Origin of the sequence: Stenotrophomonas lacuserhaii, assembly GCF_014836545.1 — a bacterium.
Classification (GTDB): domain Bacteria; phylum Pseudomonadota; class Gammaproteobacteria; order Xanthomonadales; family Xanthomonadaceae; genus Stenotrophomonas; species Stenotrophomonas lacuserhaii.
In genome coordinates, this window is sequence record NZ_JACSQS010000008.1 from 146705 (window position 1) to 160351 (window position 13647).

At 66.2% G+C, this 13647-nt stretch carries 11 protein-coding genes and 5 tRNA genes; 6 read left to right on the top strand and 10 right to left on the bottom strand.

Features of this window, described 5'->3' with window-relative positions; translation table 11 throughout:
- From H9654_RS09935 to H9654_RS09955, 5 genes are all read right to left on the bottom strand, one after another.
- Positions 1–72, bottom strand: a tRNA-Lys gene (locus H9654_RS09935).
- 125 nt (positions 73–197) lie between these two features.
- Positions 198–273: transfer RNA gene (locus H9654_RS09940), tRNA-Lys, on the bottom strand.
- Between the two features lie 82 nt (positions 274–355).
- Positions 356–432: transfer RNA gene (locus H9654_RS09945), tRNA-His, on the bottom strand.
- A gap of 290 nt (positions 433–722) precedes the next feature.
- Positions 723–799, bottom strand: a tRNA-Arg gene (locus tag H9654_RS09950).
- Positions 800–838: 39 nt separating this feature from the next.
- A tRNA-Pro gene (locus H9654_RS09955) sits at positions 839–915 on the bottom strand.
- 230 nt (positions 916–1145) lie between these two features.
- On the opposite strand from H9654_RS09955, the gene H9654_RS09960 reads away from it, so the two are divergent.
- A complete protein-coding gene (locus H9654_RS09960; protein ID WP_191770698.1) occupies positions 1146–1916 on the top strand; it encodes a Bax inhibitor-1/YccA family protein in 771 nt (256 codons plus the stop codon).
- Between the two features lie 101 nt (positions 1917–2017).
- Here H9654_RS09960 and H9654_RS09965 read toward each other — a convergent pair whose 3' ends face one another.
- From H9654_RS09965 to grxC, 5 genes are all read right to left on the bottom strand, one after another.
- On the bottom strand, positions 2018–2932 hold the full coding sequence (locus H9654_RS09965; protein WP_191770699.1) for a LysR family transcriptional regulator: 915 nt from the start codon (positions 2930–2932) through the stop codon (positions 2018–2020).
- Between the two features lie 50 nt (positions 2933–2982).
- On the bottom strand, positions 2983–3702 hold the full coding sequence (locus H9654_RS09970) for a cysteine hydrolase family protein (RefSeq protein WP_191770700.1): 720 nt from the start codon (positions 3700–3702) through the stop codon (positions 2983–2985).
- Positions 3703–3879: 177 nt separating this feature from the next.
- Positions 3880–4884: an isocitrate dehydrogenase gene (locus H9654_RS09975; protein ID WP_042614806.1), complete on the bottom strand. Its 1005-nt coding sequence runs from the start codon at positions 4882–4884 to the stop codon at positions 3880–3882.
- Positions 4885–5208: 324 nt separating this feature from the next.
- Complete coding sequence (locus H9654_RS09980; RefSeq protein WP_191770701.1) at positions 5209–5598, bottom strand: carboxymuconolactone decarboxylase family protein; 390 nt, start codon at positions 5596–5598, stop codon at positions 5209–5211.
- Positions 5595–5891: a glutaredoxin 3 gene (gene grxC, locus H9654_RS09985; RefSeq protein WP_191770702.1), complete on the bottom strand. Its 297-nt coding sequence runs from the start codon at positions 5889–5891 to the stop codon at positions 5595–5597. Before grxC ends, H9654_RS09980 begins: the two co-directional genes overlap by 4 nt.
- A 141-nt stretch (positions 5892–6032) precedes the next feature.
- On the opposite strand from grxC, the gene H9654_RS09990 reads away from it, so the two are divergent.
- From H9654_RS09990 to ppx, 5 genes are all read left to right on the top strand, one after another.
- Positions 6033–7673, top strand: a complete 1641-nt coding sequence (locus H9654_RS09990) for a M48 family metalloprotease (RefSeq protein ID WP_182656948.1) — start codon at positions 6033–6035, stop codon at positions 7671–7673.
- Between the two features lie 124 nt (positions 7674–7797).
- Entirely contained in the window at positions 7798–8487 is a 690-nt protein-coding gene (gene phoB / locus H9654_RS09995; protein ID WP_042614802.1) for a phosphate regulon transcriptional regulator PhoB, read from the top strand.
- Positions 8488–8501: 14 nt separating this feature from the next.
- Positions 8502–9830 carry a phosphate regulon sensor histidine kinase PhoR gene (gene phoR / locus H9654_RS10000; RefSeq protein ID WP_191770703.1) on the top strand — a complete coding sequence of 443 codons (1329 nt, stop codon included), beginning with the start codon at positions 8502–8504 and terminating at the stop codon, positions 9828–9830.
- Positions 9831–9834: 4 nt separating this feature from the next.
- Positions 9835–11922, top strand: a complete 2088-nt coding sequence (gene ppk1, locus H9654_RS10005) for a polyphosphate kinase 1 (RefSeq protein ID WP_101098720.1) — start codon at positions 9835–9837, stop codon at positions 11920–11922.
- A 70-nt stretch (positions 11923–11992) separates the two neighbouring features.
- Complete coding sequence (gene ppx / locus H9654_RS10010) at positions 11993–13516, top strand: exopolyphosphatase (RefSeq protein WP_101098719.1); 1524 nt, start codon at positions 11993–11995, stop codon at positions 13514–13516.
- Positions 13517–13647: the final 131 nt, after the last annotated feature.

A 13647-nucleotide genomic window follows, 5' to 3' on the forward strand; every position in this document is an offset into this window, starting at 1 on the left:
GGGCCGTCAAGGATTCGAACCTTGGACCTATTGATTAAGAGTCAACTGCTCTACCAACTGAGCTAACGGCCCGAAAATCGGGAGGCGAATTATGACGTGGTCGCGACACGTCATGCAAGCTTTTTTTCCGACACCCTGCCGCCGACGACACGTAGGCAAGAAAAAAGCCACCAAGCGTGTGCTTGGTGGCTTCTGTCTGGTGGGCCGTCAAGGATTCGAACCTTGGACCTATTGATTAAGAGTCAACTGCTCTACCAACTGAGCTAACGGCCCGAAAAACTAGACGGATACTTTAAGCTGCATCGCGTCTTTCTGCAACGGCTGATCTGCTTTCGGCTGACCTGCCTTGAATCAGTGGGGTGGCTGAGGGGATTCGAACCCCCGACCACCGGAATCACAATCCGGTACTCTAACCGACTGAGCTACAGCCACCACTGAAACATCGGATCCAGCGGCGGCAACTGCATGCCTCTGGAACCTTGATTTCTGCCCTGCACCGCGCCGAAAAGCGACGAATGCCGAAGCAAGTCCGCTATTTTTACGGAGTCGCTCCAGAATTGCAAGCGCTTCTTCACACATGCGGCGTCGCCTGACCACCGGGCTGCAGCTCCACCCTGTTCCCGCGCGCAGTGGCGGCAGATCCGGGATGAGAAAAAAGGAATTCGGGGCGCCGATCACGGCGGTGCGGGAACGTTGCGGCAATCACCGTGGTTTGATTTCAATGGCGCGCCCGACAGGAATCGAACCTGTAACCGCCGGCTTAGAAGGCCGGTGCTCTATCCAGTTGAGCTACGGGCGCCCGAACCGGTGGACCAACCCGCTCCAACAGGGCGATGGTTGGTCGGGGTAGAGGGATTCGAACCCCCGACATCCTGCTCCCAAAGCAGGCGCGCTACCAGACTGCGCTATACCCCGGCGATGCTTCCTGCCAGGGCGGGGCCCTCGAGCAGACGGGAATTGTGAACACCCGGCCCCGGTTCTGTCAAACCTGCGCAGGCGTGTGTAGGAGCGAGCAAGCTCGCTCCTACGGAGTGGTCGCGAGGCGTGGCCGGGAGCGGGCAAGCTTGCTGCCATGGGGTGCGTTATGCTGGCCGTTGATGGCCCTTGATGGCCTCCCCTACCCCCTTTTCGCACGGAGATCGCACATGCGCAGCGGCAACCCGGCTCTTTCCGAATCCACCTTCCTTGATCTTGGCAGCGGTACCGTTTCGGCCCGCGGCGACCAGGTGATGACCCTCAACGGCACCGTCAACAAGACCGGCCTGCTGTTGTTGCTGACCGTGCTGACCGCGTCGTTCTCGTGGAGCCAGGCACTGGTGACCGGCGGCGAGACGGCCGGCACGCTGTCCTCGGCCGGCATGGGCTACCTGATCGGCGGTGCGCTGGGCGGCTTCGTGCTGGCGCTGATCACCGTGTTCAAGAAGACTTGGTCGCCGGTCACCGCGCCGATGTACGCGCTGGTGGAAGGCCTGTTCCTGGGCGCGATCTCGGCGATGTTCGAACAGCGCTTCCCAGGCATCGTGTTCCAGGCCGTGCTGGCGACCTTCGGCACCCTGGTGGCGCTGCTGGTGGCGTACCGCAGCGGGCTGATCAAGGCCACCGAAAACTTCAAACTGGGCGTGGTCGCGGCCACCGGCGGCATCGCGCTGCTGTACCTGGCGTCGATCGTGCTGGGGATGTTCGGCATCAACGTGCCGGTGATCCATGAAGCCAGCGGCCTGGGCATCGCCTTCAGTGTGTTCGTGGTGATCGTGGCGGCACTGAACCTGGTGCTGGATTTCGATTTCATCGAAAGCGGCGTGGAACAGGGTGCACCGAAGTTCATGGAGTGGTACGGCGCGTTCGGGCTGATGGTCACCCTGGTGTGGCTGTACGTGGAATTCCTGCGCCTGCTGTCGAAGATCCAGCAGCGCTGAGCGACTCCCGAAAGGGGTCAGAGTCCGGGGTCAGAGTCCTTTTCGCAGAAGAGGACTCTGACCCCGGACTCTGACCCCTACCGCGACCCCTACCGCGACCCCTACCGCGTGTTGATGGACGACTGCAGCGCGGCGTAGTGCGCCTGCAGGTGATCGACCAGCGCGCGCACCTTGGGCGCCAGTGCGCGGGCGTGCGGGTACAGCGCGTAATAGCGTCGCTGGCCGGCGTTCCAGTCCGGCAGCACGCGGATCAGGCGCCCCGCGCGCAGATCGTCCTGCACGGTGAGTGCGGTGAACAGGGTGATGCCCATGCCGGCCAGCGCGGCGGCATGAAGCGCCGGCGTCGCATCAACCGCCAGCCGCTGGCCGGCCTCGACTTCAAGCGATGCGCCACGCGGACCCTGCAGGTGCCATGGCACCCGTGCGCTGGTTGGACTGAAGGCCAGCAGCGCGTGCTGCGCCAGCTCACTGCCGTGGCGCGGCAGGCCATGCAGGGCCAGGTAGGACGGTGCGGCCACCAGGATGCGGTCGCAACAGGCCAGTTCACGCGCCACCATCTGGCTGTCCGGCAGTTCATGGGCAATGCGCAGCACCAGGTCGAAGCCGCCGCCGACCACGTCCACCAGTTGGTCGTCCGCGCACAGGTCCAGCGAGATCTGCCGATGGCGCGACAGGAAGGGGGGCAGCCAGTGGGGAAGTTCCTGGCTGGCGACCACCTGCGGCACACTGATGCGGATGCGACCACTCGGCTGCGCCTGTGCAGCGCGGGCGCGGTTGTCGGCCAGTTCCAGCCGGTCCAGCAGTTCCGCCGCTTCGGCGTAGTACTGGCGGCCGGCCTCGGTCAACGCGAACCTGCGGCTGTTGCGATCCAACAGCCGCACGTCCAGATGATCTTCCAGCTGCCGCAGTTGCCGCGACATCGCCGAGTGCGTGGTGCCCAGGCGCTCGGCGGCGGCGGTGAAACTGCCTGCTTCGACGATGGCACGCAGCGCTCGCAGGGCAGCGAAATGGTCCATCCAGGGCACGCTCCGGCCGGCGCCCGCGTGCTGCGGGCGCGGCCAGCTTATCAGCGTGCGACAGCGCCGGCGTTGTTGACCAGGCCGATGATCGCCTCGGTGGTCATGACATCGCCATAGGTGTCTTCCAGCGTGGCCAGGCTGGCCGCGTGCAGGGTCCTGTGGTCGATGGTCGCACCGGTGGCCAGCTCCAGGTCACGGGTGGCGGTGGCGTCGGAGGACACGATCACCCGATAACCGCGCGGGGCGGCGGCGGCGTCGCGGGCAGCGCCGGACACGCAGGCATGGGTCATCAGCCCGGTCACGATCAGCGTGTCGATGCCGGCGTCCTTCAAGGTCTTGTCCATCACCGCAGCCGAGGCGCCGGCGAAGACGCTCACGTTGTCCTTCTGCACCACGCTGTCCCCCGCCCGCGGCTGCATGTCCGGATGGAACTGCACGGTCTTGCCACCTTCGGCGAACAGCGGGGCGCCGGCCGGCAGCACGTGCTGGACGTGGATCACGCGGATGCCCTTGGCATCGGCGGCCTTGATCAGCCGGCGGGTATTCTGCAAGGCGCTGGCACCATCGGGGATCACCATGCGACCACCGGGGAAGTATTCGTTCTGGAAATCAATGACGATCACCGCGGTCTTGCCTGCCTGCAGGGCGTCGATCGGCGTGGCACCGGCCATCTGGCGGATGGTGGGATGGGCCGGCTCGGCGGCGGCGACCGGGGCGACGGCGGCCATGCCGATCAGGCTGGCAAGACCGAAAGCTGCAATATTCATGAGGAGGAACCTGGGCTACGGAGAGTGCGGCCATGGTGCCGTGCACGGTGCGCACCAAGAACCCCCTGACGCGCACTCCATCTGTGCATGAAACGCACAGATCGTGCGCCGCCCCCTCAAACGCAACGAGGCGCCCGAAGGCGCCCCGCTGGTCGTGCATGGCCTTGCCGTCGCCGGTTACAGGCGGCTTGCAATGGCCTGGGCAAAGCTCATCGTATTGCCGGTGCCGCCCAGGTCGCCGGTCAGCGAATCCTTCGCATCCATCGTGGCGACGATGGCCTTGCGCAGGCGCTCGGCATTTTCCGGCTGGCCGATATGGTCCAGCATCTGTGCGGCAGCCAGCAGCAGAGCGCACGGATTGGCCTTGCCCTGGCCGGCGATGTCCGGCGCGGTGCCGTGCACGGCTTCGAAGATCGCCGCGTTCTCACCGATGTTGGCACCCGGGGCCAGGCCCAGGCCGCCGACCAGGCCGGCGCACAGGTCGGAGATGATGTCGCCGAACAGGTTGGTGGTGACGATCACATCGAACTGTTCCGGACGCATCACCAGCTGCATGCAGCAGTTGTCGACGATCATTTCCTGGAACTCGATGTCCGGGTACTTGGCCGCCACTTCGCGCGCCACGGCCAGGAACAGGCCCGAAGTCGACTTGATGATGTTGGCCTTGTGCACGGCGGTGACCTTCTTGCGGCCGGTGCTGCGGGCCAGTTCGAAGGCGTAGCGCACGATGCGCTCGGAGCCCTTGCGGGTGATGCGGGTACCGGAGAACGCGGTCTCGCCGTCGGCCGACACTTCCTGGCCTTCCGCCAGGTAGGCACCTTCGGTGTTTTCGCGCACGGTCACCAGGTTGACGTTGTCAAAGCGCGACTTGGTGTTGGGGAAGGTGTGCGCCGGACGGACATTGGCGTACAGGTCGAAGTGGCGGCGCAGGCTGACGTTGATCGAGGTGAAGCCACCGCCGATCGGGGTGCTCAGCGGGCTCTTCAGTGCGATCTTGTTGCGCGCGATCGATTCCAGCGTGGAAGCCGGCATCAGGTCGCCATGCTTTTCCAGCGCGACCAGGCCGGCGTCGGCGTCTTCGTATTCCAGGCCGGCGTTGAGCTTGTCCAGGACGTACAGCGTAGCGTCCATGATCTCCGGGCCGATGCCATCGCCGCGGATGACCGTGATTTTCTGCGTCATTGATCAAATTTCCGAACAGGGGGAAAAACGCCGTCCGGGGGTGCCCGGTGCACCGGCGCAGGTAAGTTTCAGCCGCAATTATGCCTCAGCCGGGTCAAAGCCCCCAAATAGACCAAAGTTCGAGGCCGGCAGAGGCACAATTGCCCGCGCATTCTTCCTCTACCCCCGCCTGTCGGCGCGCCCCTTCAACAGAAGGGGCTGTGTCACCAGACGCATTGCGGGCTCTGGTGTGGCAGGCCGTGACGACCAATGGTCGTCACCCACCAAGAGACCAACGGCCCTCACCCGCCACGAAATGACGGTCAGCGGCGCATCTGGCGCGTGTCAGTGCTCGTGTTCGGCCGGGGCCGCGGCGCCTGCTTCCAGCTGGTCCAGGAAGTCCACCGCGCGGCGCAGGTGCGGGATCACGATCGATCCGCCCACCACCAGGCCCACCGAGAACGTTTCGAAGAACTCATCACGCTCCACCCCCGCGGCCTTGCACTGGGCCACGTGATAGCTGATGCAGTCGTCGCAGCGCAGCACCAGCGAAGCCACCAGGCCCAGCAGTTCCTTGGTCTTCACATCCAGCGCGCCGGCCTGGTAGGTCTGGGTATCCAGCGCGAAGAAACGGCGCACCACCTGGTTCGGTTCAGCCAGGATGCGCTCGTTCATCTTCTTGCGGTAGGCATTGAACTCGGCCAGGCGGTCGCCGCCTTCGTCCGCTGCGCTCATGCTGCGCCCTGCCCGGCCAGCAGCGGCTCCAGCTTGCCTTCACGGTGCAGGGCCATCATGTCATCGTAGCCGCCAACATGAACGTCACCGACGAAGATCTGCGGCACGCTGGTGCGGCGGGTCTTGGCCATCATCTTCTCGCGCTCGGCGACATCCAGGTCGATGCGCACCTCGGTCCACTGCTGGCCCTTGCTCTTGAGGAAGTTCTTGGCTGCCACGCAGTACGGACAGACAGCGGTGGAATAAATGGTGATGGCGGGGGCGCCACCAGCAGGCTGTTCAAGTTGGCTCACGGGAAACTCCACGACGGTTCGACTGTCTGTATATGGTAGCGGCCTGATGGAAAATCCACGCCATGGCCGCAACACTGTGGATTAACGATAGGTTTCCCCCTGGCCTGCCACGCTGGGGGACGCTGCCCGAGGACCGACCGCTTGCGACCGCTGCTGCTCTCCGCTGCCCTGACCCTCGCATTGGCCGTGCCGCTGGCCCAGGCCCAGGATTCGCTGCCCGACATCGGATCGTCGGCAGGTGAACTGCTGACCCCTGCCCGCCAGGCCGAGTACGGCGGCATGATGCTGCGCGAACTGCGCAACTACGGCTACCTGCTGGACGATCCGCTCACCACCGAGTGGCTGCAGACCATGGGCACCCGGCTGGGTTCCAACAGTGCGCAGCCGCGCCAGCAGTACACCTTCTTCATGATGAAGGACCGGCAGATCAATGCCTTCGCCACGCTGGGCGGCTACATCGGCGTCAATGCCGGGCTGGTGCTCACTGCCGAACGCGAAGACGAAGTGGCCGCAGTGCTCTCTCACGAAATCGCCCACGTCACCCAGCAGCATGTGCTGCGCGGTGTGGAACGCGCCCAGCGCGACCAGATCCCGATCCTGCTGGGCATGCTGGCGGCGGTCATCGCGTCCCAGCAGGCCGGGGGCAACTCGGCCGGCAACGCGACCATGGCCAGCATCGCATCGGGCATGGGGCTGATGCAGCAGCGGCAGATCGATTACACCCGCTCCAATGAATCCGAAGCCGACCGCCTGGGCATCCGCACGCTGGCCCGCAGCGGCTACGACGTGGACGCCATGGCCGGCTTCTTCGAACGCATGAGCGCCTCGATGCGTGGCAACGACGGCGGCTACACGGTACCGGACTTCCTGCGCACCCATCCGGTGAACACCACCCGCATCAGCGAGGCCAAGCTGCGCGCCGAGCAGATGAAAAAGGACACGGTGGTGCTGACCACCGAGGTGCCCGGTGGCGTGCGCACCGAACGGGTGAACCCGAGCGATCCGGGCCTGTCCGACCCGATCACCCGCCGCAACAACCTGCTGCTGCCGCCGGGCATGCAGGTTTCGGTGGGCCAGCTCAGCCGCGGTTCCAGCGGTGATTTCGACTGGGCCCGCGAGCGCCTGCGCGTGCTCAGCGCGGTGACTCCGTCCGAATTGACCCGCGAATACCAGGGCCTGGCCCGGCAGAAAGGCGGACTGACCCCGGCCCAGCGCTACGGCCAGGCGCTGGCCCAGCTGACCACCGGCACCGGCGGTGCGGCGGGTGCGGCGCGCGCCCTGGCCGAGCTGAACGACGCCGACCCCGGCAACCTGTGGGTGGCGCTGGCACTCGGCGAGGCCGAATCGCGCTCCGGCCAGGCCGCCAGGGCCAACGAACGCTTCGAGGCGCTGCTGCGTCAGCACCCGGGCAGCCGTCCGGTGGCGCTGACCTTCGCGCAGATCCTCAACGAACAGGGCGGCCAGGCCGCCGGCCAGCGCGCGCAGGCCATGCTGCGGCCGCTGCTGTCACAAAGCGGCAACGATCCGGTCTTCCAGCAGCGTTTTGCCCGTGCCAGTGAACTGGCCGGCGATGCGCACCGTGCCAGCGAAGCCTACGCCGAAGCGGCCTACCTCAACGGCCGTCCGGAACAGTCGCTGATGCAGCTGCAGGCGCTGAAACGCCAGCCCAACCTGGATTACGTCACCCGCGCGCGGGTCGATGCGCGCATCGAGACCATCACCCCCACGGTGCTGGAAATGCGCCGCCAAGGGGTCAATGACCCGGAACTGGAGCGCCGCTGACGGTTGCCACGGGGTGGCCTGCCGACCGCTGGTCGTTACAGCAGGGCCGGTGGCGTCACAAACATGTCATCAAATCGTAGTCTACTGACGTCACTCCCGATCTGATGAGCAACTTGGTGGCCTCGTGCAGAAACGCATCCTGATCGTCGACGACGAACCCGCGATCCGCGAAATGGTGGCCTTTGCCCTGCGCAAGGGCGATTACGAGCCGATCCACGCCGGCGACGCACGCGAAGCACAGACGGCCATCGCCGATCGCGTGCCCGACCTGATCCTGCTGGACTGGATGTTGCCGGGCACCAGTGGCCTGGACCTGGCCCGCCGTTGGCGCAAAGAGGCGCTGACCCGCGAAGTGCCGATCATCATGCTGACCGCGCGCGGCGAGGAAAACGACCGCGTCGGCGGGCTGGAAGCCGGCGTGGACGATTACGTGGTCAAGCCGTTCTCCGCCCGCGAGCTGCTGGCGCGGATCCGCGCGGTGATGCGCCGGGCCCGCGACGACGACGAAGATGGCAGCGTCGCGGTCGGTTCGGTGCGCATCGACGGCGCTGCCCACCGCGTGTTCGCCAACGACCAGCCGGTGCCGATCGGCCCGACCGAATACCGCCTGCTGCACTTCTTCATGACCCACCCCGAGCGCGTGTACACGCGGGCGCAGTTGCTGGATCACGTCTGGGGCGGCAGTGTGTACGTGGAAGAGCGCACCATCGACGTGCACATCCGCCGACTGCGCAAGACGCTGGAACCGTTCGCCGCCGAAAACATGGTGCAGACCGTGCGTGGTGCAGGCTACCGCTTCTCCACTTCCACCTGATCACTGGTACCGCAATGCCGCGTCACATCCGTTCGGCCTGGTTCAAGACCCTGGCCACCCTGACCATGGTGCTGTTGTTGTCCGGGCTGGCGGGTTGGGCGCTCGGTGATGCGTGGATGGGACTGGCGATCGCCGCCATCGGCGCGCTGGCCTGGCACTACTGGCGGCTGCGCCGGGTGCTCGGCCGGCTGACCGCGCGCCAGCGCTGGGAGATCGCCGACGGTGCCGGGGTCTGGAATGAACTCGACCGCGTGGTATCGCGCAACCAGCATGAAATGCGCGTGCGCAAGCGCCGCCTTCTGGACATGCTGCGCAGCTACCGTGCCGCGGCGGCCGCGCTGCCCGATGCGGTGGTGGTGCTGGATCGCAACAGCCAGCGCGTGCAGTGGTTCAACGAAGCCGCCACCACCCTGCTCGGCCTGCACCATCCCGGTGACCTGGGCCAGGCGCTGGTGCAGCGCCTGCAGCCGATGCCGCTGGCCCACTGGCTGGCCGGTGGACGCAACGCCGAACCGATCCTGGACGTGCCCTCGCCGGTCGACCCGGCGATCCGCCTCAACCTGCGCCTGATCCCCTATTCGGCTGATCACTGGCTGCTGATCGCGCGTGATGTCAGCAAGCTGCTGCGGCTGGAACAGGTGCGCCGCGACTTCGTGGCCAACGTATCGCACGAACTGCGCACGCCGCTGACCGTGGTGCACGGTTACCTGGACATGATGGACCCCGAGGACTTCCCCGGCACCGGCCCGATGCTGGAAGAAATGCGCAAGCAGAGCCAGCGCATGGCCCAGCTGGTGGAGGACCTGTTGACCCTGTCGCGGCTGGAATCGCAGGAAGCCGGCGATGCCGAAGTGGTGGCCATGCTGCCGATGCTGGCCACGCTGCGCCGCGAAGCCGAAGCCCACAGCCAGGGCCGCCACCAGATCACCGTGGAAGACCACGCCGGGGTGGACCTGCTGGGGTCGATCAAGGAACTGCACAGCGCATTCTCCAACCTGGTCACCAACGCGGTGCGCTATACCCCGGCCGACGGCCAGGTGCGGGTGACCTTCAGCCGCGAAGGCGACGGCGTGGTACTGGCCGTGCGCGATACCGGCTATGGCATCCCGGCCAACCACCTGCCGCGACTGACCGAACGCTTCTACCGCGTGTCCAGCAGCCGTTCGCGCGAGAGCGGCGGTACCGGCCTGGGCCTGTCCATCGTCAAGCACATCCTTGGCCTGCACCACGCCCGCCTGGAGATCCAGAGCGAGGTCGGCAAGGGCTCCACGTTCTCCTGCCATTTCGATGCGTCGCATGTCCGCGCGCGCGATGTGGCCGCCTCCCTCCATGCCGAAGATTGACGCCATGAGCAGCCCAGGATCCCTCCCCGTCGTGCCGCAGCCGGACTCCGATTCACTGCGGGATCCGGCGCTGTACATCAACCGCGAACTCTCCCAGCTGGATTTCAACTTCCGCGTACTGGCGCAGGCGCTGGACCCGCAGGTGCCGCTGCTGGAGCGCCTGCGCTTCATGTGCATTTCCTGCACCAACCTGGACGAGTTCTTCGAAATCCGCGCCGCGGCGGTGCGCCACGCGCAGGAGTTCGGGCTGCCGCCGGCGCCGGATGGCATGAGCCCGCAGGCGATCCTCACCGCCATCCATGACCGTGCCGCAGAACTGGTGGACCAGCAGTACCGCTGCTGGAACGAGGTGCTGCGCCCGGCACTGCAGGACGCCGGCATCGGCGTGCTCGGCCGCCATTCGTGGAACCACCGCCAGAAGCGCTGGCTGCGCGCTTACTTCCGCAACGAGATCATGCCGGTGCTGTCGCCGCTTGGCCTGGACCCGGTGCATCCGTTCCCGAAGATCCTCAACAAATCACTGAACATCGTGGTGGTGCTGAAGGGCGTGGATGCGTTCGGCCGCAGTGGCCACCTGGCGATCGTACGCGCACCGCGCTCGCTGCCGCGCATCATCGAACTGCCCGAATCGCTGGGCGAGGGCCGCAACTTCGTGTTCCTGTCCTCGATGCTGTCGGCCTTCGTCGATGAGCTGTTCCCGGGCATGGAAGTGGAAGGCGCCTACCAGTTCCGCGTCACCCGCAATTCCGAACTGGTGGTGGACGAGGAAGAGGTCGAGAACCTCGCGCTGGCGCTGCGCGACGAGCTGGTGGACCGTGGCTACCGGCCGGCGGTGCGGCTGGAGATCGCCCAGGACACCCCGCGCGACATCGTGCGCACGCTGCTGCAGAACTTCGGCCTGACCGAAAACGCGGTGTATTACATCGATGGTCCGGTCAACCTCAACCGCGTCATCCAGTTGTACGACGTGGTGCCGCGGCCGGACCTGAAGTACCCGCCGATGACCCCGCGTACGCTGCGCGATTCAGACGGCATCTTCGATATCGTCGCGCGCCAGGACGTGCTGCTGCACCATCCCTTCGATGCCTTCACCGCAGTGCTGGACGTCATCAAGCAGGCGGCGACCGACCCGAACGTACTGGCGATCAAGCAGACCCTGTACCGCACCGGCAAGGATTCGCTGATCGTGGAGGCGCTGATCCAGGCCGCCCGCAACGGCAAGGACGTGACCGTGGTGGTGGAGCTGCGTGCGCGCTTCGATGAAGAGGCCAACCTGGGCCTGGCCGATCGCCTGCAGGAAGCCGGCGTGCAGGTGGTGTACGGCGTGGTGGGCTTCAAGACACACGCCAAGATGCTGCTGATCGTGCGCCGCGAAGGCCGCAAGCTGCGCCGCTACGTACACCTGGGCACCGGCAATTACCATAGTGGCACCGCGCGCGCGTACACCGACATCAGCCTGATCACCGCCGATGCGGATATCGGCAACGACGTGCACCTGCTGTTCCAGCAGCTGTCCGGGCTGGCGTCGAAGGCCAAGCTGAAGCATCTGCTGCAATCGCCGTTCACCCTGCACACCGGGGTGCTCAAGCGTATCGAGCGCGAGAAAGCGATCGCCGAATCCGGACGCCCGGCGCGCATCATCGCCAAGATGAACGCCCTCAACGAACCACAGGTGGTGCGTGCGTTGTATGCCGCCTCGCAGGCCGGCGTGCAGATCGACCTGATCGTGCGCGGCGCCTGCACGCTGCGGCCCGGCGTGCCGGGGGTGTCGGACAACATCCGCGTGCGCTCCATCGTCGGCCGCTTCCTGGAACACAGCCGGGTCTACTGGTTCGGCAATGCCGGCGCACCGGAACTGTACTGCGCCAGCGCGGACTGGCTGGAACGCAACCTGCTGCGGCGCGTGGAGACCGCCTTCCCGATCCTCGACCCGGCACTGGCACGACGGGTGTACCGCGAGGTGCTGCAGAACTACCTGGACGACAACCTCAACGCGTGGGAACTGCAGGCCGACGGCCGCTACGTGAAGCTGGCACCGGCGCACGACGAGGCCCCGCATTCGGCACAGATGGGCCTGATGCAGGGCCTGTGAGCGCTGCCGATCCGGCAGCGTGAAGAAGGCGCGGTGACGAGCGGCACCCGCCTTCGGCTACCATTCGCGCATGCCGCACACATCGACTTCCCCGACCCTGCAAGATGGCGACCTGCTGGCCGCCATCGACATCGGCTCCAACAGTTTCCACATGGTCATCGCCCGCTATACGCTGGGGCAGCTGCGGGTGGTCGACCGCCTGCGCGAGACCGTGCGCATGGCCGACGGCCTGGATGGCAAAGGCGGCCTGTCCAGCGAGGCGCGACAGCGCGCGCTGGAATGCCTGGCCCGCTTCGGCCAGCGCATCCGCGACGTGCCCTCGCACCGCGTGCGCGCCCTGGCCACCAACACCGTGCGCCAGCTGCGCTCGCCGCAGGCGTTCCTGATGCCGGCCGAAACCGCGCTGGGGCATGCCATCGAAGTGGTCAGCGGGCGCGAAGAAGCGCGCCTGATCTACCTGGGCGTGGCGCATGCGCAGCCGCCCAAGGCCGACCAGCGCCGGCTGGTGATCGACATCGGCGGCGGCTCTACCGAATTCATCATCGGCTCGGGCATGCAGACCCTGGAACGCGAAAGCCTGCAGGCCGGCTGCATCGCCAGCACCCGGCGGTTCTTCCCCGGTGGCAAGCTCAGCCGCAAGCGCTGGAAGGATGCACTGGCTGAAATCGGCCGCGAGTTCCAGCCATTCGCCAGCAAGTACCGGGCGCTCGGCTGGGATGAGGCGCTGGGCTCATCGGGCACCCACAAGGCGATCAGCGAGATCTGCGCGGCGATGAAGCTGAGCAAGGGCGCGATCACCGCCGAGGCGCTGCCGCAGCTGCGCGATGAACTGCTGAAGGCCAAGAAGATCGATGACATCGTGCTGCCCGGGCTGGGCAGCGACCGCCGGCCGATCATCGCCGGCGGCGTGCTGGTGCTGGAAGCGGCCTTCCAGGCGCTCGGCCTGCAGAAGCTGCTGGTCAGCAAGGCGGCCATGCGCGAAGGCATCCTGTACGACATCGTCGGCCGCGCCGGCGAGAACGATCCACGCGATGTGTCGGTGGATACGTTGACCGTGCGCTATGACATCGACGTGGCGCAGGCCGATCGCGTGCAGAGCACGGCGCTGTCTCTGTTCGACCAGGTCCGGGAGAGCTGGAAGCTCGAAGCCGATGATGCCCGCATGCTGTCCTGGGCCGCGCGCCTGCATGAAATGGGCCTGATGATCGCGCACAGCGGTTACCACACCCACGGCAGCTACCTGCTGGAAAACTCGGACATCGCCGGGTTCTCGCGGCAGGAACAGCAGATGCTGGCCGCACTGGTACGCACGCACCGCCGCAACGTGCCCAAGAGCGCGTTCGAGGCACTTCCCGAGCGCCTGGTGGTGCCGGCGCGCCGGTTGGCCGCGTTGCTGCGTCTGGCGGTGCTGGTCAACCGCGCGCACGAATCCACGCCGCTGCCGGTGCTGGAAATCACCGCAGAGGACGACCGGCTGTCGCTGATCGTGCCGCAGAGTTTCATCGACCCACGGCCGCTGCTGCGTGCCGACCTGATCGGCGAAGTGGACGGCATGACCGGCCTGGGGCTGCAGTTCAAACCGTTCGTGGCCTGAATCAGGAGCGCGCGGGCAACGGCAACGGCAACAGCTGCAGGGCTGCTTGCTGTTGGGGCGGGGTGGCTGTGCAGGACACGCCGTGAATCCGTCCATGGAGGCTCGCTTTTCGCATCCATGCGAAAAGACGG